Source organism: Cytobacillus firmus, from assembly GCF_023715565.1.
In the GTDB taxonomy this organism is placed as follows: Bacteria; Bacillota; Bacilli; order Bacillales; family Cytobacillaceae; genus Cytobacillus; species Cytobacillus firmus_C.
Map to the genome: position 1 here is coordinate 1 of NZ_JAMBOJ010000001.1, position 22,587 is coordinate 22,587.

Annotated in this window: 20 protein-coding genes and 2 pseudogenes; 4 read left to right on the plus strand and 18 right to left on the minus strand. The window is 41.9% G+C overall.

Annotated elements, in window-relative coordinates; translation table 11 throughout:
* Positions 1-172: 172 nt before the first annotated feature.
* The 4 genes from tkt to yneA form a co-directional block, all read right to left on the minus strand.
* Entirely contained in the window at positions 173-2,179 is a 2,007-nt protein-coding gene (tkt, locus tag M3205_RS00005) for a transketolase (RefSeq protein WP_251168061.1), read from the minus strand.
* A gap of 222 nt (positions 2,180-2,401) precedes the next feature.
* A complete protein-coding gene (locus M3205_RS00010) occupies positions 2,402-2,635 on the minus strand; it encodes a DUF896 domain-containing protein (protein ID WP_009330562.1) in 234 nt (77 codons plus the stop codon).
* Between the two features lie 144 nt (positions 2,636-2,779).
* Positions 2,780-3,427: a YneB family resolvase-like protein gene (locus M3205_RS00015; RefSeq protein ID WP_251168062.1), complete on the minus strand. Its 648-nt coding sequence runs from the start codon at positions 3,425-3,427 to the stop codon at positions 2,780-2,782.
* A gap of 9 nt (positions 3,428-3,436) precedes the next feature.
* On the minus strand, positions 3,437-3,769 hold the full coding sequence (gene yneA, locus M3205_RS00020) for a cell division suppressor protein YneA (RefSeq protein ID WP_251168063.1): 333 nt from the start codon (positions 3,767-3,769) through the stop codon (positions 3,437-3,439).
* A gap of 157 nt (positions 3,770-3,926) precedes the next feature.
* Between yneA and lexA the strand changes: the two genes are divergently transcribed.
* Together lexA and M3205_RS00030 are read left to right on the plus strand one after the other, a co-directional pair.
* Complete coding sequence (lexA, locus tag M3205_RS00025; RefSeq protein ID WP_048008928.1) at positions 3,927-4,550, plus strand: transcriptional repressor LexA; 624 nt, start codon at positions 3,927-3,929, stop codon at positions 4,548-4,550.
* A 283-nt stretch (positions 4,551-4,833) separates the two neighbouring features.
* The gene (locus M3205_RS00030) at positions 4,834-5,118 is read left to right on the plus strand and encodes a DUF4257 domain-containing protein (RefSeq protein ID WP_251168064.1); all 285 of its coding nucleotides are present in this window, start codon (positions 4,834-4,836) and stop codon (positions 5,116-5,118) included.
* 115 nt (positions 5,119-5,233) lie between these two features.
* Here the strand turns inward: M3205_RS00030 and glnA are convergent, their stop codons facing one another.
* From glnA to hflX, 4 genes are all read right to left on the minus strand, one after another.
* Positions 5,234-6,568 (minus strand): type I glutamate--ammonia ligase, encoded by a 1,335-nt coding sequence (gene glnA, locus M3205_RS00035; RefSeq protein WP_251168065.1) that lies wholly within the window; start codon positions 6,566-6,568, stop codon positions 5,234-5,236.
* Between the two features lie 100 nt (positions 6,569-6,668).
* The gene (locus M3205_RS00040) at positions 6,669-7,076 is read right to left on the minus strand and encodes a MerR family transcriptional regulator (RefSeq protein ID WP_285885857.1); all 408 of its coding nucleotides are present in this window, start codon (positions 7,074-7,076) and stop codon (positions 6,669-6,671) included.
* Positions 7,077-7,263: 187 nt separating this feature from the next.
* Complete coding sequence (locus M3205_RS00045; protein ID WP_251168066.1) at positions 7,264-8,535, minus strand: methionine gamma-lyase family protein; 1,272 nt, start codon at positions 8,533-8,535, stop codon at positions 7,264-7,266.
* A gap of 13 nt (positions 8,536-8,548) precedes the next feature.
* Positions 8,549-9,805: a GTPase HflX gene (gene hflX / locus M3205_RS00050; protein ID WP_251168067.1), complete on the minus strand. Its 1,257-nt coding sequence runs from the start codon at positions 9,803-9,805 to the stop codon at positions 8,549-8,551.
* A 231-nt stretch (positions 9,806-10,036) separates the two neighbouring features.
* Between hflX and M3205_RS00055 the strand changes: the two genes are divergently transcribed.
* On the plus strand, positions 10,037-10,651 hold the full coding sequence (locus tag M3205_RS00055) for a trimeric intracellular cation channel family protein (RefSeq protein WP_095242431.1): 615 nt from the start codon (positions 10,037-10,039) through the stop codon (positions 10,649-10,651).
* Positions 10,652-10,711: 60 nt separating this feature from the next.
* On the opposite strand, the gene M3205_RS00060 is transcribed toward M3205_RS00055, so the two are convergent.
* The 4 genes from M3205_RS00060 to miaA all read right to left on the minus strand — a co-directional run bounded on the left by M3205_RS00060 (position 10,712) and on the right by miaA (position 13,698).
* On the minus strand, positions 10,712-10,945 hold the full coding sequence (locus M3205_RS00060) for a glutaredoxin family protein (protein ID WP_251168068.1): 234 nt from the start codon (positions 10,943-10,945) through the stop codon (positions 10,712-10,714).
* Between the two features lie 71 nt (positions 10,946-11,016).
* Entirely contained in the window at positions 11,017-11,967 is a 951-nt protein-coding gene (gene spoVK, locus M3205_RS00065) for a stage V sporulation protein K (RefSeq protein WP_251168069.1), read from the minus strand.
* Between the two features lie 507 nt (positions 11,968-12,474).
* On the minus strand, positions 12,475-12,708 hold the full coding sequence (gene hfq, locus M3205_RS00070) for an RNA chaperone Hfq (protein ID WP_009330585.1): 234 nt from the start codon (positions 12,706-12,708) through the stop codon (positions 12,475-12,477).
* Between the two features lie 27 nt (positions 12,709-12,735).
* Positions 12,736-13,698 (minus strand): tRNA (adenosine(37)-N6)-dimethylallyltransferase MiaA, encoded by a 963-nt coding sequence (gene miaA / locus M3205_RS00075; RefSeq protein WP_251168070.1) that lies wholly within the window; start codon positions 13,696-13,698, stop codon positions 12,736-12,738.
* A gap of 274 nt (positions 13,699-13,972) precedes the next feature.
* Between miaA and mreBH the strand changes: the two genes are divergently transcribed.
* A complete protein-coding gene (gene mreBH, locus M3205_RS00080) occupies positions 13,973-14,980 on the plus strand; it encodes a rod-share determining protein MreBH (protein ID WP_251168071.1) in 1,008 nt (335 codons plus the stop codon).
* Between the two features lie 117 nt (positions 14,981-15,097).
* Here the strand turns inward: mreBH and M3205_RS00085 are convergent.
* The 6 genes and pseudogenes from M3205_RS00085 to M3205_RS00110 all read right to left on the minus strand — a co-directional run bounded on the left by M3205_RS00085 (position 15,098) and on the right by M3205_RS00110 (position 22,395).
* A pseudogene (locus M3205_RS00085) lies at positions 15,098-15,599 on the minus strand (hypothetical protein).
* A 240-nt stretch (positions 15,600-15,839) separates the two neighbouring features.
* Positions 15,840-17,768: a DNA mismatch repair endonuclease MutL gene (gene mutL, locus M3205_RS00090; RefSeq protein ID WP_251168073.1), complete on the minus strand. Its 1,929-nt coding sequence runs from the start codon at positions 17,766-17,768 to the stop codon at positions 15,840-15,842.
* An 18-nt stretch (positions 17,769-17,786) separates the two neighbouring features.
* The gene (mutS, locus tag M3205_RS00095) at positions 17,787-20,387 is read right to left on the minus strand and encodes a DNA mismatch repair protein MutS (RefSeq protein WP_251168074.1); all 2,601 of its coding nucleotides are present in this window, start codon (positions 20,385-20,387) and stop codon (positions 17,787-17,789) included.
* A gap of 257 nt (positions 20,388-20,644) precedes the next feature.
* Entirely contained in the window at positions 20,645-21,034 is a 390-nt protein-coding gene (locus M3205_RS00100) for a VOC family protein (RefSeq protein WP_251168198.1), read from the minus strand.
* Positions 21,035-21,379: 345 nt separating this feature from the next.
* Positions 21,380-21,715 (minus strand): annotated as a pseudogene (locus M3205_RS00105) (VOC family protein); the annotation flags it as partial.
* Between the two features lie 134 nt (positions 21,716-21,849).
* Positions 21,850-22,395 (minus strand): outer spore coat protein CotE, encoded by a 546-nt coding sequence (locus M3205_RS00110; RefSeq protein WP_048008951.1) that lies wholly within the window; start codon positions 22,393-22,395, stop codon positions 21,850-21,852.
* Positions 22,396-22,587: the final 192 nt, after the last annotated feature.

A 22,587-nucleotide genomic window follows, 5' to 3' on the forward strand; every position in this document is an offset into this window, starting at 1 on the left:
AAACGAAATGGGTCTCGCGTTAATGGCAGTGAATTTAAGGAAATTCACTGCCAAAAAATAAGAATTTAAAGAATTAATACCCTGAAATAAGAGAAAGGTGAATTTGAGCGCACTCAAATTCACCTTTCTTACTATCTGAAGCTAGTTTTGTCCCAGCCCCTTCCTGATATCATTATCCCTGCAGCAGCGCTTTTACACGTGCTACAACGTTATCTACTGTGAATCCGTATTCTTCCATAATTTTTTCACCTGGTGCAGATGCGCCGAAGGTATCAATTGCTAGAACATCGCCTTCGTCTCCTGCATAGCGGTGCCAGCCAAGTGAAGATCCCATTTCAATGGCAAGACGTTTCTTGACTGTTTTAGGAATTACGCTTTCTTTGTACTCTTTTGATTGAGCTTCAAAGCGGTCCCAGGCAGGCATGCTTATTACAGATGCATGGATGCCTTCACCTTCAAGAACTTTTTGAGCTTCAACTGCGAGGCTGACTTCTGATCCCGCAGCAAGCAATAATACATCCGCATTACTGTTAGAAGCTGGTGATACAACATATCCGCCTTTTTGTACGCCTTCGTATGCCGTTGAATCCGTTCCTTTTAATGTAGGAAGGTTCTGACGTGTCAATACTAATGCAGTTGGCTTGTTTGTTGATTCAATTGCTGTTTTCCAGGCAGCTGCTGTTTCATTTCCGTCAGCGGGACGGACAACAGACAGGTTTGGCATTGCACGCAAAGCAGCTAGCTGTTCTACAGGCTCATGTGTAGGGCCGTCTTCACCGACAGCGATACTGTCATGTGTGAAAACATACGTTACAGGCAAGTTCATAAGTGCCGCCAGACGGATTGACGGACGAAGGTAATCAGAGAACACGAAGAATGTTCCGCCGAATACTTTTAGTCCGCCGTGAAGCGCCATTCCATTCAATGCAGCACCCATTGCAAATTCACGTACACCGAACCAGATGTTGCGGCCATCAAATGATTCAGCCGTAAAGTCACCTGTCCCTTTAATCATTGTTTTGTTGGAGCCTGCAAGGTCTGCGGATCCGCCAAAGAATGAAGGCAGGTTCTGAGCGATAGCATTTAGCACTTCTCCTGAAGAAGCACGGCTAGCAAGGCTCTTTCCTTCTTCATATACGGGGATGTCTTTATCCCAGCCACCTGAAAGCTCGCCGTTGATCGCCTGCTCAAGCTGTTTTCCTAACTCAGGATATACTTCTTTATACTGTGCAAAAAGTTCTTCCCATTCCTGCTGCTTTTTCGCACCGTGATCAACAACTTGCTGTTTAAAGTGATCATATACTTCCTGTGGAACATGGAAGTCTTCTTCGAATGTCCATTTATAAGCTTCTTTTGTTAATTTCAATTCATCAGCACCAAGTGGAGCGCCGTGAACATCAGATTTACCTGATTTGTTTGGAGAGCCATAGCCGATGACTGTTTTCACTTCAATCATTGTCGGACGGATTTCATCCTGTTTCGCTTCTTCAATGGCTTTTGCGATTTCGTGAAGATCATTGCCGTCTTCTACACGGATGTACTGCCAGCCGTATGACTTGAAGCGCTGTGCAACACTTTCAGAGAAAGATTTATCAAGGTCTCCATCGAGTGAGATATCATTTGAATCATAAAGAACAACCAATCGGCCCAGCTTCAAGTGACCGGCAAGAGAAGCAGCTTCAGCAGAAACGCCTTCCATAAGGTCTCCGTCACCGCAGATGCTGTATGTATAATGATCAACAACATTGAAGTTGTCTTTATTGTATGTTGCAGCTAAGTGGCGTTCAGCCATAGCCATTCCGACAGCCATAGCAATACCTTGTCCTAATGGGCCTGTTGTTGCGTCAACACCAGGTGTATGGCCGAATTCAGGGTGACCTGGAGTCTTGCTTCCCCACTGTCTGAACTCTTTAATATCATTCATGGAAACATCATAGCCTGAAAGATGAAGAAGGCTATATAAAAGCATAGAGCCATGTCCTGCAGAAAGGACAAAACGGTCACGGTTGAACCATTCCGGGTTTTTCGGATTGTGGTTCATGAAGCGTGTCCAAAGTGTATAAGCCATTGGAGCAGCCCCCATTGGCATGCCAGGATGGCCGGAGTTCGCCTTTTCAATGGCGTCAATTGATAAAGTACGAATGGAACTGATGGATAGTTCATCTGTGTGATTAAACATTCAATACATCCTTTCGAGTAGTAATTCTTCACTCTTTTAATATTATCGGGTGTCTCTTTTTTTCACAACTAATAGGGTCAGGTAAGAGACCAAAAAAGCCGGTTTGTTACTATATTGACACAAAAAGACCCGGCTTATGTAAAAAAACGGAGATAGATCCCTATGCCATCTCCTCTATTAAAAGAAGGAATACAACGCAGTGTATCCCTTGCAATTATATTATTAGTGAAGGCGGTTTTTATTTTGGAATTCTTTCAGCTTTTTCGGAGTTACGTCGTTTCCTTTCGGGTCAACGATTGTAACACCCTTCAGCGTGTTTAACATGCCAGAGCGGAAAGTCTCCAAATACTCTTTGCGCAAAGACGTCTGTTCTTTCGCTTCTGCTTCTGTCAGTCCGGATTCCTTGGCCTTCTTTGCCAATTCATTAATTCGGGCAAGTTTTTGTTTAGGCAGCATTTAGTAAAACTCCTTTATATCAAAAGATTACCTTTGAATATTTCTGAGGGAAGTTTTTATTATACAGCAGCTTCAGATGTGGAACAATACTGAAACTCATATGCCATCATACTAAAAATGAGCACCTTTTACAAGAAAAGTGCTCTACTCAGCAAGTGAATCAATATGTTCTTTATACCTTCTATGAACAGTTGCTTTAGAAATATTATAGCCAAACCCCCTAAGAGTCGCAGCTATTTCAGCAAATGTTAACTCGTTCTTCCTTAGCCGGACAATTTCCTCTATCGGCACTTCTATTCTTTCCCTTCCGCCATTTGCGCCCTGATTACTTAGGTTTTTCTCGGGCCTGTATCCGTTATCAACAGCCCGCTGCATGCCGCGTCTGATTTTGATATTATGCAGCTTTCGCTGATACTCCTCTACCATTCCTACAATGCTCAGCACCATCGAATCTGATTCCGAAAGCTCCAGCTTGCCATTATTCGAGATGCTGTATAACTGGACTTCTTCTTTAAAGATGCAATGGAGAATCGCAATTTTTGCATTTCCCCTCCCCAGCCTTGTTTCATCCTGGATGAGAACAACCTTAATATTCTTTTGTTTAATTAAGTCTAAAAGTTCCAATATGCCGTCTCTTTCGAGATCGTATCCGCTGGCCTGTTCGCGGATGACCTTGACTACTTCAAAGCCATGCTTTTCTGCCAGGTTCAAAAGCTCTTCTTCCTGTCTTGAAAGGGATGTTTCCTGAGTATCCTTTGTAGTACTGACTCTGCAGTAAATAATTGCTTTCATAACTTCTCCTTATTCGTTAAGATTTGAACTGGCAAGCTCTTTATATGGCTGGTCATCCAGGGCTTTAACTGGAATAACAATTTCATCACCGGGAAAAATCCTTCCTGCTGCTATCCCATTATTTCGTTCCACCCAATTAATAAATTGATCTGTAGACAGAGAATGCTCAGCAGAAAATGTTTCAGCAATCTTCCATAAAGAATCCCCCTCTGCAACTGTGACTTTCACAAACTTTTCCTTGTCAGGCGTTTCTATTTGCATGAGCATTATAAATGCTGCTGCCACACTTAAAGCGAAGAGAATAATAGCATAAGAATATGATTTCCACAATTTGTTCAGCATGATATACCACCTCTTAAAGAATATATGTTCGTATTTTATGTTTTTATTATAGACCGAACATTTGTTTTGTGTCAATAAACATTCGAACTTATGTTTGTATCATATGGTAATTGATGCTATAATTGAGACAATAAAAACACATACGAGGTGCGTAAAGATGGTGAAATTATCTAAAAGACAGCAAGATATATTGGAGTTTATAAAAGAAGAAGTTAAATTAAGAGGATATCCTCCTTCTGTAAGGGAAATTGGGGAAGCAGTCGGTCTGGCTTCAAGCTCGACCGTTCACGGCCATCTCGCAAGGCTTGAAAGTAAAGGGCTGATTCGCAGGGACCCTACTAAACCTCGTGCTATTGAAATTTTAGATTTGGACGAGGCTTCTAACATTCCCAAGGTCAGCGCAGTTAATGTTCCAATTGTAGGTAAAGTAACAGCAGGGCAGCCGATAACTGCAATTGAAAATGTTGAAGAATACTTCCCGCTGCCGGAAAGAATGGCACCTGCTGACGAGCATGTTTTCATGCTTGAAATCATGGGTGAAAGTATGATTGAAGCAGGAATCCTTGATGGAGACTATGTAATCGTTAAACAGCAGAGCACTGCTAATAATGGAGATATTGTGGTTGCCATGACAGAGGAAGACGAAGCAACTGTCAAGAGATTCTTTAAAGAAAAAGACTTTATTCGACTACAGCCGGAAAACTCGACAATGGAACCAATTATCCTCCGAAATGTTTCTATTCTTGGAAAGGTAATTGGTGTATACCGCCATATGCATTAATAGATTGTTAAAAAGCAGGCATCCTTTGCCTGCTTTTATTTGTTCCTATTTTAAGCAGGTTAGCAGTTCCTATTACCTGGTACTATCAGTGAAATGATACGAAAGTAACTGATACTTTTCTGTTTGCATAAGGTTACAGTCATGTATGACTAATTTATAATTCAGAAAATTCGGTATTTTTATGCATATTATTTTATAATCATTTTCTATATAATGGTAATACACCGAGAATCAACCTAAGGTCGCTTTTCCAAAATCTCGACTTTAGGAGTGTGAAGAAAAAATGTTTTTGAACATTACCTTCGCTTTGTTGATTGGTGGGCTGGTTGGTGTCGTTGGACATATTCGGAAAGAAGGCAAAATGGTTAAACCCAGAAGGACAAAAAAATTCATCTATCTGGGGGTCTTTGAAGAAGTAATCATGGGGGCTTTAGCGGCTGTTTTTCTGGTCGTAACTTCAGATCCTGACTCCGCCTTAAAGGTAGTTCTCCTAGCGGTGATTGCAGGATTTGGAGGAGATGCATTACTGACATGTCTCGACTTCTTAAAAATAAGACATAAAGAATAGAGAGATGCAGCAGAGATAGAAATTATTTATTAATACCTCGTTCATTTGAGAACGGGGTTTTTGCATTTCCATAATAAGAACCCCTAGCTCTATCAGCCAGGGGTTTTAATAATTCTTAATACATGCTCAAGTATTGCTCGCGCTCCCAAGGATGAACTTGCGTACGGAACATATCCCATTCAATTTCTTTTGCTTCGATGAAATGTTCGAAGATGTGGTCTCCAAGAGCAGAAACAATAACTTCATCTCTCTTTAACTCTTCAAGTGCAGCTGCCAATGTAGGAGGCAGGTCCTTGATTCCCTCTTCCTCACGTTCTTCTTTTGTCATTACATAGATATTGCGATCGACTGGAGCAGGCGGAGTCATTTTATTTTTAATTCCGTCCAGACCAGCTTTTAATAATACGGCCATCGCAAGGTATGGGTTAGCTGCTGGGTCAACGCTTCGCACCTCAACACGTGTACTTACACCGCGGGAAGCAGGAATACGGATTAGAGGTGAACGGTTTTGAGCAGACCAGGCAACATAGCAAGGTGCTTCGTAGCCAGGAACCAAACGCTTGTATGAGTTAACGATAGGATTTGTCACTGCTGTGAATGCAGTTGCATGGTTTACGATGCCAGCAATAAAGTGGCGGGCATCATCACTTAGCTGAAGATCGCCAGTTTCATTAAAGAACGCATTCTTGCCATCCTTGAATAGTGAAACGTTGCAGTGCATTCCGGATCCGCTGACACCGAATAATGGCTTCGGCATAAATGTCGCATGTAAGCCATGCTTGCGGGCAATTGTTTTAACAACCAGCTTGAATGTCTGAATTTGGTCACAAGCTGTTAAAGCATCTGCGTATTTAAAGTCGATTTCGTGCTGCCCAGGGGCAACCTCATGGTGAGATGCTTCAATTTCGAAGCCCATTTCTTCCAGCTCAAGTACGATGTCACGGCGGCAGTTTTCACCAAGATCTGTTGGAGCAAGGTCGAAGTACCCGCCATTGTCGTTCAGTTCAAGAGTCGGCTCTCCTGCATGGTCAAGCTTGAAAAGAAAGAATTCCGGTTCCGGCCCTAAGTTAAAATCTGTGTAGCCAAGGTCTTCCATTTCTTGAAGGATGCGTTTCAGGTTGCTTCGCGGATCACCAAGGAATGGAGTTCCATCCGGATTATAGATGTCACAAATCAGACGTGCCACTTTGCCTTTTTCAGCAGTCCAAGGAAACACTACCCAAGTATCAAGGTCTGGATATAGATTCATATCTGATTCTTCAATGCGCACGAAACCTTCGATTGAAGATCCATCAAACATCATTTTGTTATCAAGTGCTTTTTCAAGCTGGCTGATCGGAATTTCCACATTCTTGATTGTTCCAAGAATATCCGTAAATTGCAAACGGACAAATTTGACATTTTCCTCTTCTGAAATACGTTTAATATCTTCTTTGGTAAACTTCGCCATTGGTAGTTCCTCCCTTAATATACATGAGTGATTTATTTTTTGGCTCTGTTAATGTGCGCCCGGAAATCCAAGACATTATCAACGAGCTAAAAAGGCTTTCTTAATGGAAAAAGCGGTGGATGTTGCCCTGATGTGATGAAGAGCGATTAAAACGCCCTGCCTGCACAATTTCCTTCCGAAGAAGTTTCCTGATTTCTTCATCCGAAAGATCACGCCTCGCTTTTTCAGCTTGCTTATTCATAGTTTCAGTCAGTGCTTGCTGTTGTTTGACGAAAAAAAGCTGCTTGATCCCGGCCATATTTACACCTTGATCTATTAAATCTTTAATTTCCAAAAGGACATCGATGTCATTTAAGGAAAACAGCCTTCTATTTCCGTCAGTTCTTGCTGGAGAAATTAATTGGTGTTCTTCATAGTAGCGAATCTGCCTGGCAGTCAGGTCAGTCAGCTGCATGACAGTACCAATTGGGAAAAGCGGCATGGAACGTCGAATCTCGCTTCCAGTCAACTATTTCTCCCCCTTTTCAATTACTTCTTGATCATATTATATGTAATGTCAGAAAATATGTCAATGATATGTTAGATTTTATAACATGTTTTTTTCAAAAAATTTTCACCTTTCATATTTTCATATAATTCTCAGTTAAGCAAAAGAAAGGGACAGCTGACTAAGCAGCTGTCCCTTTTATATTTACCTAATTTATTTGAACTAAACCCTTTTCCAGCAATTGGTTCAGCGCAATGCATACAGCCATTTTTACATGCGAATAAGTAAGACCGCCCTGTACATAGGCTACGTAGGGAGGTCTGATCGGACCGTCTGCAGTCAGCTCAATGCTTGCACCCTGGATAAAAGTGCCTGCTGCCATGATGACATCATCTTCATATCCCGGCATATATGCAGGGTAGGCTGTTACATGGGAATTAACTGGTGATGCAAACTGAATCGCCTGGCAAAAGGCAACCATTTTTTCTTTATCATCAAATTGGACAGATTGGATTAAATCAGTTCTTTTACTGTCCCATTTTGGATTGGAGTTCATTCCAAGCTGCTCAAGCAGAGCTGCTGTAAAAACCGCCCCTTTCAGCGCCTGGCCGACAACGTGCGGAGCAAGAAAAAAGCCCTGATACATTTCCTGAAGGCTGTATAGGGACGCACCCGCTTCTGAACCAATTCCCGGAGAAGTCATTCTATAAGAGCAGGCTTCCACCCATTCTTTCCTTCCGACAAGATATCCGCCAGTCTTAGCAATGCCGCCGCCAGGATTTTTAATCAGCGATCCGGCCATCAAATCTGCCCCAACATGGCACGGCTCTCTGTCCTCTACAAACTCCCCATAACAATTGTCAACAAAAACAACCGCATCCGGCTTAATTTCCTTTACAAACTTAATCATTTCTTTAATTTGTTCAATTGTGAAAGATGGTCTTGTTGCGTATCCTTTAGAGCGCTGAATGCCGATCATTTTCGTGTTGGGCTTGATGGCTTTTTCGATTGCAGGATAATTTATGCTTCCATCTTCATTCAGCGGGATGCTATTGTATCCAATCCCGAACTCTTTCAGCGAGCCGTTGCCTGTTCCACGGATTCCCACAATTTCTTCAAGTGTGTCATACGGCTTGCCTGTTATGTACAGCAATTCATCACCCGGCCGCAATACACCAAAGAGTGCAATTGAAATGGCATGGGTGCCGGAAATAATCTGAGGACGTACTAGTCCCGCTTCCCCGCCGAATACCTCGGCATAAATGTTTTCCAACGTATCCCTGCCGATGTCATCATAACCATAGCCGGTTGATGGCATAAAATGAGAATCGCTGACTTTGAAATTTTGAAAGCTTTTTAATACCCGGAATTGGTTCTCATCAATCCGCTCTTCAATGTTCTTTAATACGCCTGAAATTTGCTGCCCTACTTCTTTTACTATCGGCTGCAGCTTTTTTCCTTGTGATAACTGTTGAAACATGATGTTCTCCTAACTATACAGTATATTTCGTTAAAGGTCCTGAGATTTGATGATCTTCGAGGTAATAACCCTTGCATATATAGAGTTCTTTGTCTTCATTAAAGGTTAATTCCCTCAGGATGGTTTCATTCTTAAGCTGGGATAGCAGTTTACCTTCTGTTGAAGGCACTTCAACATGGTACTGCTTCATCATCCCCAGGATTATCTGCTCAATTTTCCGTTTCAGCTCATTGCGGTCATCTTCTTCGAAGGCGCTGATCTGAATCGTTTCTGTCCTGGCGGTCGGGACAAAATCAGGATGCCTTAGATCTCTTTTATTATATACCGTCAGCTGCGGTATTTTATCATTTTCCAAATCTTCTATTAGTTTATTTACCGTCTGCTCATGCTGGTAATAATCCGGATTGGACATATCAACTATATGAAGAAGGAGATCCGCTTCCTTTACTTCTTCCAGGGTGGATCGGAAGGCCGCAATCAGTGTAGTCGGCAAATCCTGAATAAATCCAACTGTATCTGTCACAAGTGTAATGAAACCGCTTGGCAAAATCAGCTTGCGGGTCATTGGGTCAAGAGTGGCAAACAGCTGGTTCTCTTCGTATGAATCAGCTTCAGACAGCCTGTTGAAGATTGTGGACTTTCCAGCATTTGTATAGCCGACAAGCGCAATTTGAAATGCTTTGTTTTTCTTTCTCCGTTCACGGTACCTGTCCCGGTGCTGTACAATGACGGAAAGCTGGGTCTTAATATCATCAATGCGGCGGCGTATATGCCGGCGGTCTGATTCCAGCTTGGTTTCACCCGGTCCCCTTGTACCAATCCCTGCTCCAAGCCTTGAAAGTTGGATACCCTGACCGGAAAGGCGCGGCAGAAGATACTGCAATTGGGCTAATTCAACCTGCAGTTTTCCTTCTTTGGAGCGTGCCCTCTGTGCAAAGATATCTAATATCAGCTGTGTCCGGTCAATGATTCTTGCATCCAGCTCTGCAGATAAGTTTCTAACCTGGCTAGGTGAAAGCTCATCGTTAAAAATAATAATATCCGCTTCCATTTCTTCCTGAAGAGCAGCCAGTTCCTCCACTTTTCCTTTTCCTATATATGTAGATGGATGAACCCGGTCCCTTTTTTGAGTCACTGCAGCCAAAACTTTCCCATTTGCAGTTTCCGTTAAGGATTCCAATTCTTCCATTGAATACTCAAACCGCTGATCATCTTCTTCAGTATGACAGCCGACAAGAATGACTTTTTCATAATCTGGCTTATGTTCCAACCAGCATCCCTCTTTCATATTCTTATTTTAATTGATCATATCAAAAAACATGGTCAAATACTAATTTCCTCGCTAACTAAAGGCTTTTGAAACCTTTCTTTTAAATTGCATAAAAAAGGTTGTAATTCTTTTTTTCCATGTTAAAATCATATTGTTTGGAAAGAATTGACGTTTGCAATTAATTTGGACAATAATAGATTTTGAGATTTTCATCATGAGGAGAAATGGCATATGACATGGGAAGTTTTAAGTATGATTGGCACTATTGCCTTCGCTGTCAGCGGTGCAATTGTAGCCATGGAAGAAGAATATGACATTCTGGGCGTTTATATACTCGGGATTGTTACTGCTTTTGGCGGCGGAGCCATCCGAAACCTGCTAATAGGCGTTCCTGTCTCTGCCCTTTGGGAGCAGGGGTTATTTTTTCAAATTGCCCTTCTATCCATCACAGCAGTAATGCTGTTCCCAAACAACCTGCTGAAACACTGGCAAAAATGGGGCAATTTCACTGACGCCATCGGATTATCCGCGTTTGCAATCCAAGGAGCTCTTTACGCAACGGAAATGAATCACCCACTAAGCGCTGTTATTGTAGCAGCTGTATTAACAGGAAGCGGCGGCGGAATAGTCCGCGATCTTCTTGCAAGAAGAAAACCGCTGGTATTGCGATCTGAAATTTATGCTGTCTGGGCTATCCTTTGTGGTTTTACTATCGGACTCGGACTTGCGTCAGCGCCGTTTGAGCTATATGCATTGTTTATCATCATTACCGCTTTACGGGTTTTATCTTACACATATAATTGGAAGCTTCCGGTTAAGAGGCTGGGAACTAAGGCATCGGCGTAAGCCGGTGCTTTATATTGCTATCCTTTAAAAAGACCTGCTCAAACCTGAGCAGGCCTTTTATTATTGCTCCACGTTCGCCATGATCGTATTCGGATCAAAGCCAATGACCCATTTTCCATTCACATTAATTTGAGGCACTCCCATTTGGCCTGTGGTTTCAACGAGTTTTTGCGCCTCTCTCTGGTCATTCTGCACATTAACCTCTTTATAATCCAGACCCTGCTGATCCAGGAAGTTCTTCACCATCGTACAGTAAGGACAAGTATTTGTAGTATAAACTGTAATTTCATTCATTTTACATTCCTCCTCCAGTAAAAAACAATGCCAATGTTCATTGACACTGTCTACTTTATTTCAATATCCCCTTAATCCGCTTCTTCAAACACCAAATCATTGCTTCTGAGAGTCATCAGATCATGCTTGTCATAGCTGTTTTGCATTAATAGACGCATGGCCTGTGCCCTGATAGATTTTTCAAGGATGTTTCGGATGTAGCGCCCGTTCGAAAAGCTGTTAGGGCTGAGATTGGTTTTAACAAAATGCAAGTGCTCCCTCAGCTTCTTTTCGGATTCATGACTTAATGTATACTCCCTTTCCTTTAACATCCTCTGACCAATTTCCATCAGCTGTTCTATCGAGTAATCAGGAAAGTCAATAACAAGGGGAAAACGGGAATGAAGCCCCGGGTTCAAGGTCAGGAAATGATTCATTTCTCTGGAATAACCCGCAAGAATCAGGATAAATTCATGCTGCCGGTCTTCCATATGCTTGACGAGAGTGTCAATGGCTTCCTTTCCAAAATCTTTCTCTCCTCCTCTGCCTAACGAGTATGCTTCGTCAATAAACAGAATTCCACCTATCGCTTTTTTAACCAGATCCCTTGTCTTTTGAGCTGTATGGCCAATGTATTCACCGACAAGGTCGGCCCGCTCCGCTTCAATCAAATGTCCTTTTGACAGCACATTCATTTTTTGAAAAAGCTTGCCTATTAAGCGGGCAACAGTCGTTTTACCTGTGCCGGGATTCCCTTTGAACATCATATGCAATGCTTGCTTTCCAGCTTTGAGACCTGCTTCTTCCCGCTTTTTATTCACATAAATCCAGGCATAAATCTCCTTGATCATTTTCTTCATTTCTTCCATTCCAACAAGAGCGCCAAGTTCTTCTTCGATTTCTTTGAGAGCGGTATGCTCAGCCGGAATGGCTTTTGGAGGCGCTTGGGATTCGGGAAGCTCTTTTGTATATGTTTTACGCTTTTGTGAATTGAGCACGATGCTGATCTGGCCATTATTTTTCAGGCGAATCGGCTGGTCCAAAAGCTATCACCTCACATTCTTAGCACAGTATACACAAAGAAGTAATCGTTGTGACAAAAGCCTATATGATGCCCGATAATATGGTTATTAGGCTAAAATGCGACAAGGTCCTGCCATTTTCAACAAACGCCAATGCAGGAGTGTCGGTACATGCGGTTTCCCGAGAAATAACGGGTTTTTCTCCGCTTTAGAGAGTGCGGATAACTGACAGTATACTCCCAGATCATAGGTAGCACACCCACCAACTCTTATCCACATTAAATTCTCATATCTATATGTATTCATCCATCATCCATTTCATTAAAAATATTTGTCTTTGCATAAGAAAATAGAGGCTGGGACAGAACTAAATTGTCCGTTGTTAAAGCCGAATGATTTCTATTTTAAAAAGTAATAAAAATAAAAAAAACGAACTATTACGAAACTCTAAATCAGAATTTCGAATAATAGTTCGTTTTTTTCTTTGGTCGAAATGCTTTTGTCCCAGCCCCTTTTCTTGCCTTTATATTATTGCTGGTTTTCCATATCCAGCTGAACATTGCGCTGTGGAACGAAGGTAGAAATGGCATGCTTATAGACAAGCTGCTGTTTCCCTTCTGATTCGAATAATACTGTAAAATTATCAAAGCCTTTAATCTGGCCTCTAATCTGGAATCCATTCAACAAAAATACAGTACAATTAATATTATCCTTGCGAAGCTGATTGAGTACCTGATCTTGAATATTGATTGCTGATTTCATTATAATCCTCCTCTTTTATCTCTATCATTATGTATTCGATTTTATTTTCAGCTTTCCTTCAATATGAGCAGAAATTTCAGCGAATTTTTTTTCAAACTCCTGAGGGTCAGCTGTATCGGACATATCAAACCATTCCACTTTCATCTTGTTTCGAAACCATGTTAGCTGCCTTTTTGCGTATCTTCTTGAATTTTGCATAAGATTTTCTACTGCATCCTCCAGTGAGACACGCTCATTAAAGTATTCATACAGCTCTTTATAACCGATGGCCTGTATGGACTGGCAATCCATTAAACCCTGATCATACAAAGCTCTTACCTCTTCAAGCAAGCCCTCCTGCATCATGATCTCTACTCTCTGGTTAATGCGGTCATATAAAGTTTCCCGATTCATCGTTAACCCAATCAGCACCGCATCATAAAGAAGTGCCGGTTCCTGTTGCTCCTGGTACTGGGACATCTTTTTTCCTGTGCAATGGTAAATTTCCAGCGCCCTGATCACTCTGCGAATGTTATTGGGATGAATTTTTTCTGCGCTTTCAGGGTCTATGTCCAAAAGCTCCTTATAAAGTACAGTGATCCCTTCCCTTTCGGCGCGCTCCTCCAATGTTTTCCTGAATTTCTCATCTGAAGGAGCATCAGAAAATTGATAATCATAAATAACAGATTGAATATACAATCCTGTCCCCCCAACAATCATTGGAAGTTTGCCGCGAGAAGTTATTTCTGTGATTTTGCTTCGGACCAGTTGCTGAAATTCGGCCGCCGAAAATGGATCCTCAGGATTTTTGATATCGATTAAATGATGTGGAATCCCTTCCATTTCTTCTTCCTTAATTTTGGCCGTGCCGATATCCATGCACTTATATATCTGCATTGAATCTCCGCTGATGACTTCCGCATTAAATCTTTTTGCCAGAAGAATGCTCATTTTTGTTTTACCAACAGCTGTAGGGCCAATCAGCACCGCAAGCTTTTCTTTTTCACTCATCTGTTCACTGCCTTTACTGCATCTTAATTTTTATCCTGCCATTTAGCAGGAAAATTTTTCAGGTATCATCTTACCATTCTTTTCACAAAAACAGAACATTTATGCATTATAAACAAGTTTTCTATTTCCTATTCGACAATTCCCCTAAAATTTTCTTATAAAATTACATTTTATTAACGATTCCATAACAAATAAAGGCTAACCCCCAAAATCATGTTAATTTATTAGAAGGTTATATTGTGACAATATAAATTTGAAAATAGGTGAAGAATTCATGTTAAATACATCTGAAATTGGAATAGACTTAGGAACTGCTAATATTCTTGTATATAGCAAAACAAAAGGCATTATTATCAATGAACCTTCCGTAGTAGCAATTGATACAGAAACGAAAAAAGTGTTAGCAGTTGGTAAAGAAGCAAAAGAGATGATCGGTAAAACACCAGGCCGGATCGTTGCCATCCGCCCTCTTAAAGACGGAGTTATTGCTGACTATGACACAACAACTGAAATGCTTCGCCAGGTAATGCGAAAAGCATCGAAAAAAGTCGGGTTTGCCATCAGAAAGCCTAATGTCGTTGTATGTACGCCATCAGGTTCAACCAGTGTTGAAAGAAGAGCCATCCATGATGCAGTACGCAATGCTGGAGCGAAAAAAGTTCATCTGATTGAAGAGCCTGTAGCAGCAGCGATTGGTTCAGGCATGCCTGTTGATGAGCCTGTTGCCAACGTGGTTGTTGATATTGGTGGAGGTTCAACTGAAGTGGCAATAATTTCATTTGGCGGTGTAGTTGCCTGCAATTCAATTCGAATTGGCGGGGACAGACTTGACGATGACATTATTCAATATGTCCGTAAAGAATACAATGTACTTATAGGAGAAAGAACAGCCGAGCATATTAAAATGGAAATTGGCTACGCGCTGATTGACCATGAAGAACTGACAATGGAAGTGCGCGGCCGCGACCTTGTTACCGGCCTGCCAAAGACTATTACACTGTCTTCCTATGAAATCCGTGATGCAATCAAAGAATCATTGCTTCATATTCTTGAAGCAATCCGTGCAACCTTAGAGGACAGCCCGGCCGAACTTAGCGGAGATATCGTAGACCGCGGGGTAATCCTTTCCGGCGGCGGTGCCCTCTTAAATGGCATGCAGGAATGGCTTTCACATGAGATCGTTGTGCCTGTTCACCTTGCCCCAAGCCCGCTTGAATCTGTGGCAGTCGGAACAGGAAAAGCGCTGCAATTTATTGATAAGTTGCATACGGCAGTAAGATAAGCAGTAAAATCGCAGCTACTTTGTAAGGTAATGGGATCTCTTGATGAGGTGTTACCTTAAAAACACATAAATTTTTTCAACAATTTTAACACTATCACTCTCATCTAAAATTTTAGATTAGCACACAAAAGAGCATCGATATCGATGCTCTTTTTCATAAATATCCATTCTTTTCGTCTCAGTAATTTTCGGTTCCTCATATGAAATAATATCAACTATATGATCCAAACAAGGAATTTGGTAGTGAACTAACTGCTTTTCAGGAAATACATCTTCGGCAATTGTTCCTTCCTTAGTAAAATCCATATACCCTGATTCGGAGTAAATTCTAAAGATATTGCCCTCGAAGATTTGGTAGTCATCCATTACAGTAAAAGACTCATTAATTATGGAGTAAGCAACATACGTTTCAAAGTCCAATTGTGGAACTGGCAAATTGTCATCTACTTCAATAGGAAATGCTTCTATTTCCACTTCATCTGTAATTCTCACAGCATCCTGATCCTTATTATTGACTTTACACCTATCAATAAGGATTCTCAGTGAACCTTCTTCTGGTTCAAACAATTTGTTTAAATATATAATACCCTTTAAACTTCATCAAATCTTGAAAATTTATCGCCCCCCATTTTAAAAATCTATCATAGATCGCATTTAAGGGGCTCCTTTTATACTGAAAGATCACATCTTTTTTTAGTTGCACCACAAGCGCCGCAATTTGGTAGGTCAAAAAGAATGTAATCTGAGATAATCAGGTCTAAGATCATAAATATAAAATTAGAAGACACCCAGTTTACATAATATAATTATCGTTTATATTTAATAGACGCCGAACCCAATTTGGTTCAGCGTCTATTTTCTACATTACTCTCTTAAACATTTTCTCCATCTCATAAATAGAGTAATGAATGATGATTGGCCGTCCATGCGGGCATGTGAACGGATCAGAAGACCTTCTCAATTCATCAAGCAGCGCCTGAATTTCATCATTGCGCAGATAATGATTCGCCTTAATGGAAGCCTTACAGCTCATCATAATCGCAGCTTCCTCTCGCAGCTTTTTAATATCTACTCTCTTCATAGCTAAGAGCTGTTCAATCATATCCTCGATAATTTCCTTTTCTTCGCCTTTAGGCAGCCATTGCGGGTGGGAGCGGACGATAAAACTGTTATGCCCGAACGGTTCTAAAAACACTCCCACTTTTTCAAGTTCACTTTTGTATTCATCGATTTTTATATAATCATCAGTTGAGTATTCAAATGTCAGCGGAAGGAGCATCTCTTGCAATTCGCTTTCAACCTGCCCGACCTTCTCTCTGAAATACTCGTACTTAATCCGCTCCTGTGCAGCATGCTGATCAATGATATAAAGGCCACGGTCATTCTGTGCAAAAATATACGTCCCATGCATTTGTCCGATTGGATAAAGTGGAGGAACCCGCGATGGCTCCTCAACTGTGGGAGATTCTGCGAAAAATTGTCCAAGCCCAGCGGCTCTTGGCTCTTCCGGCTGGAATAAATGCAAATCTTCATCAGATGATTTTTCAGATGAAGTGCTTAAACCAACAGAAGGAGCACCCTGCTTGTCAGCTAAGTCTTCTCCTGCCGGCTCAGCATAATGGCTTTGTTTAAATTGGGAAACTGCATCAGCCGGATACTGCCGGACACCCTCTTCCTCTCTCGTTTCCCTTACAAAGGAGGAAGGCTTATTTTCCTGCTGCTCTGGCAAATGATCCAGTTCTAGAGCAGTCTGTTCTGATTTGGGCTTTAGGCTTTTCGGCTGTGTAAACCCGGAAGGAATCAGTTCCTCTTTCTTAAATGCAGCTTTTAAAGTACCAGATACCAAATCATTTAATTCATGCTCTTTACTTAACCGTACCTCCATTTTCGAAGGATGAACGTTAACATCGACAAGGAGCGGATCCATCTCTATGTTCAGGAGTACTATCGGGTAGCGCCCAATAGGAAGCAGGGTATGATACCCATCCTGTATGGCTTTGGCCAATGAGTAATTCTTGATAAAGCGGCCGTTAATCATAGTGGAAATGTAGTTTCTTGACGCTCTTGTAATTTCCGGCAGTGCCGCAAACCCACTGATTTTAAAATCAAGTGAGCTTGCTTCAATCCGCACCATTTTTTTCACGATATTGAGCCCATAAATAGCTGCAAGCACCTGCCGGACATCCCCGTTCCCGTTCGTCTGCAGAAGCTTCCGCTCATTATGGATCAGGCGGATGGCGACCTCAGGATGTGCAAGTGCCAGCCTGTTAACCACATCTGTAATATTGCCAAGCTCTGTGTGGATTGTTTTCATATATTTGAGACGTGCCGGGGTGTTGAAAAATAAATCCGTTACAGTGAGGTCAGTCCCTTTTCTCCCGGGTGCCTTTTCCATCACGTCCACTTTTCCGCCTTCAATGACTACGCGTGTACCCGCATCGCCAGTTGAAGTTTTCATCTCAATTCTGGATACAGACGCAATACTGGGCAAGGCCTCGCCGCGGAATCCAAGCGTGCGGATGCGGAAAAGGTCATTTTCGTCTTTTATTTTGCTGGTAGCATGGCGATGAAAGGCATTTAGAACATCCTCTTCCTCTATGCCATCCCCATTATCAATAATGCGGATCTTAGCTAAGCCGGCCTCTTCCACTTCAATTTCAATAATCGTGCTTCCTGCATCTATTGAGTTCTCCATCAATTCCTTTACCACTGATGCAGGCCGCTCCACCACCTCGCCGGCAGCAATCTTATTTGAAAGCGAATCATCCAGCTGAATGATTTTCCCCATCTCGTCACCCCCTGTTTATCAATTCTTCAATTTCCTATGCAGCTCATATAATGTATTTAATGCCTGCATTGGAGTCATATCCAGGATATCGAGCACTCTGACTTTATCAATGAGTTTCTTTTCTTTAGATCCCAATGAAGGTTTCTTCACGTCTTCAGGTTCCTCAAAGAAGGATAACTGTGCAGCAGGCTCTGCAATCTTTTCTGCAGTAGGAATCTCTTTTTTCACTGGGTGAGGGTCGTTCGATTCAAGCCCTGTTAAAATTTCATTTGCCCTGACAATCAGTTCATTCGGAAGATCTGCAAGCTGGGCAACATGGATTCCGTAACTCTTATCTGCTGCTCCTTCTTTAATTTTATGAAGAAACACAACCCGTCCATTTTGTTCGACAGCGCTGACATGGATGTTTTTCACTTTTGGCAGTTCTTCTTCAAGCACGGTCAATTCATGATAGTGGGTGGAGAACAATGTCTTCGCACCAATCCGGTTGTGTATATATTCAATGATTGCCTGTGCCAATGCCATTCCATCATATGTGGAAGTTCCGCGTCCGATTTCATCAAATAAAATTAAGCTATTTTGTGTGGCATTCACAATGGCATTTCTCGCTTCAAGCATCTCGACCATGAACGTACTCTGGCCTGAAATAAGGTCATCAGCGGCACCGATTCTGGTAAATACCTGGTCGAAAATAGGGAGTACTGCTTCTTCAGCAGGCACATAGCATCCGATTTGCCCTAAAATCGCAGTAAGTGCGATTTGACGCATATACGTACTTTTACCGGACATATTTGGCCCTGTAATCAGCAGCATTTCCCTGTCTGCATCCATATGACAGTCATTAGGCACATATTCCTGTGCGTTCAGCACCTTTTCAACTACTGGATGGCGGCCGTCTTTAATATATACCCGTCTTTCATTAGAAAAGCTTGGTTTTGTATAATGTCTCTGTTCGCTGACGACTGCAAAACACTGAAGAACATCAAGCTCACTAACCGTTTTCGCCAGCTTTTGCAATCTCGGAATATATTCTTTTACATATTCACGGACATTCGTAAATAATTCATACTCGAGCTCCACACACTTTTCCTGCGCTTCCAGTATAAGTGCTTCTTTTTCCTTCAATTCGGGTGTAATAAATCGTTCCGCATTTGTAAGGGTCTGCTTCCGCTCATATTGTCCTTCCTGAAGAAGGTGCAGATTGGCGCGGGTTACTTCTATATAATAGCCAAACACACGATTAAAACCGATTTTTAAAGATTTTATGCCCGTTTTTTCACGTTCCTGCTTCTCTAGCTGGGCAATCCAAGTCTTCCCGTTTCTGCTGGCATCGCGATATTTATCAAGCTCTTCATGATAGTTGTCCTGAATAATGTTTCCATCCTTCAAAGACAGCGGCGGGTTTTCCATTATGGCGCTTTCCAAAGTATCTGTGACCTCTTCGCAGGCATCCAGGCGCTCAGCCAGCCTCACTGCTTCCTCATTCGGCAGATTTGAGACCATTTCTTTTAATATTGGTATTTGCTGAAGAGATTTCTTAAGCTGTACAAGATCGCGGGCATTTACATTCCCAAATGCCACTCTTCCTGCAAGGCGTTCCAGATCATAGACTTCCTTCAGCTTTTCCCGGATTTCTTCGCGTTCAAAGAAAGAGCCTATCAGAGTTTCAACCAATGAATGGCGACGCTTGATTTCCTGTTCATCGATAAGCGGTCTGTCGATCCATTGCTTCAATAGACGCCCTCCCATGGCCGTCTTTGTTTCATCAAGAAGCCACAATAGCGAGCCCTTCTTGCCTTTGCTTCGGATGGTCTCTGTCAGCTCTAAATTCTTTTTCGAGAAATAATCAATTTTCATGTATTGGTTTACTTGATAAGTCGCCACTTTTTGAAGGTGATCCAGACTTCTCTTCTGCGTGCGGTACAGGTAATTAATTAATCTGGAAGATGTTCTCCTTAGCTTATCCTGATTTAAATCAATCAGAAGTCCTTCAAAGGAGTCCCGGACTTCACAATCATCCTCGAATGAGATCGCCATGACGGAGCGTTCTTTCATTCTCCGCTGCCATTCACCATCAAAGTCGTGAGCGATGACTACTTCCTTTGCTCCTGACATGGACAGCTCGTTCAGAACCTCCTCAAACCCGTTGCTTAACATCGTTACCTTCGTCTCACCTGTGGATAAATCATTGGTGATAAATCCAAAGGTTTCATCTTCAAAAGCAGAAATCGATGCAATATAGTTGTTCTCTTTTTCCTGAAGACCTTTGCCCTCCATCATTGTTCCAGGCGTAATAAGCTGAACGACTTCCCGCTTCACAACGCCCTTTGCCTGTTTTGGGTCTTCCGTTTGCTCGCAGATTGCCACTTTATAACCTTTTTCAATCAACTGTTCAATATAAACCGGTGCTGAATGATATGGCACCCCGCACATGGGAATCCGTTCCTCCGTTCCTCCCTCGCGGCTTGTTAATGTGATTTCAAGTTCCTGTGATGCTTTAAGTGCATCATCAAAAAACATTTCGTAAAAGTCGCCAAGGCGAAAAAATAAAAAGGCATCCTGATATTCTGCCTTTACTCGTAAATATTGCTGTATCATAGGCGTGTATGCTGCTGCCATAACTTCCTCCAACGATCTTTAAATTTTTATCAATTTACTTTTAGAGGATTCCTCTAAAAAACGTCTTTCTCATTATATCATAGATTATTAGCGGACTCAGATGTGCAATATTTGCCTTGGCTAATTCTTATTATTAAGTCAAATAAAAGCAGCTCCCCAATGGAGAGCTACTTGGATTCTTAGTTATTAATGTTTGTTAATCACATAGCCGAAGTCTTTAAAAGCAACAAAGAAAATACTCCGGCAAACCGATAGTCTCATATGCCCGGGGTATTCATCAATACAATCGGCCATCCATCAGGATCTTCAAAGGTCAATCCGCCTCTGCTCCAGTATGGATTTTCCGGTTCTGTTTCCAGATATCCAAGAGAAGCAAGCCTGTCGGCGATGTTATCTCTCTTCAGAAGGTCCCCCACATAAAAAACTAATAGATGCTCTTTAGCAGGCTGCGGAAGCTCCATTTTTTCCTTGGATTGAGTAAATTCAAGATGATACTGACTGTCAGGCAGACCAAACATAATCCCATCATAGCCTTCATGGTTCCAAAATTCGCCGACTCTCTTAAGACCCAATCCTTCTTCGTAAAAGGCAATAAGCCGATCAAGCTGATTTGTCGGACGTGCTATGCGAAATTGTACAGCAGGGATACTCCCTTCCCATTCTTTTCTCACAATCAATTCGTATGGATATTCCTGATGCTTAAACCTGGCATCCCTTTGTCCTGATGCGTATATTTTAACAGGAGAAATAACGGCAGCCCTTTCAGTTGGATACCAATTCCGCCCCACTTTCACCAGGACAAAAACCCCTTTGCTGTCCCCGTAAAAGGCAAACGTCTCACTCGAATCCATTTGTTCATTTTTCAGGTACTGATCTAATTCCTTCTCCATTGATGTAACATCATTAACAGGCAAACCAACCTCTCCGACATCGTGCCATCGGATCTCCTTCTGTCTAGTTCCCTCTAAAGGACGCTCCAGCATCTCCAGAATATTTCCGTCCGGATCGATAAAATATGCCTGCTTGCCCTTCCAAAACATGCTGTACTCGCCTTTCTGATTTGGAACCAGCACACTTTCAGCCCCTAACCTCTGATACATATGATCAAAGTATTCGGCATTTGTTCGGAAACAAACATGATAATAAGGAATCGCATCGTCTTTTTCAAAAAGAATTTTTGTTGTGCCGGCCATTATCGTAAAATAACTCTCAGTCTCTGTCAGCAGCTCCATCTCCAGCACTTTTGTGTAAAATTCTTTCATTCTGTGCATATCATGGCACTTTAAATTCACTTGGAATATTTTCATCCTCGCCTCTCCCCTTTGCATCTGATACCTCCATTCTAAGTAAATACTATTCAAATGGATTCAGACTAAAGATGGAAGGTGCAGTAGTTATTTCGCTTGATTTCAGAAGAAAGTATAAAAAGAAAAACTAGGAAGTAAAACCTCCTAGTTTGTCATTACTCTTCTTCAGTTCCCACCAGGAAATCCGGATTTAAATCTTCGAATTCTTCATCTTCCACATCAAGCCCCCAAGCGTCATCATCACATTCGCACTTGTCTGGGTAGACAGCTACACACACTTTTGTTTCGCCGATTACCTCGACCATGAACTCTCTTTCCACTGTGACGATGATTTTGTTGCCGTTTGGAGAAATGACAGCTTCACAGCAGCTCGGCTGCTGCAGAACACGGGCGATGATATCATGATCATCCAAACAGTCCGGATCACGGTACTTCAACTTAATGACATCTTTATACTCAACCCGTTCGGTAACAACTTCGGTTTTTGTATTATTGTTAAAAGAGTACCAAACGTTAATGTCATAATGGCCGCAGATTTCCACTGTTTTTCCGGCTTTTTTCGCCTCGTACGTATGGTTTATGATCCAGCAGCCAAGTATGCTTGACGGATGGTGTGACGGGCAGATCGTATGATTGGACTGTGTGAATTTACGTCCTTTCGCAACGACCGCTTTCGTTATAATCTCTCTGTAATCTCCCATTGCGAGCGAACCCTCCTCATTCATTTTCAATTCATCCTATGCGGGATATTAGACTAGTGTGCGATAATTTTTATGAATGTTAGGCAAAAGTATTGGCATGATTTATAGTATGCCGAAAGCGGGCGAATGTTCCGGTCTGAACAAATCCTGACGGAGATTAAATATGTATCATGGCTGCCATAAATAAGAGGC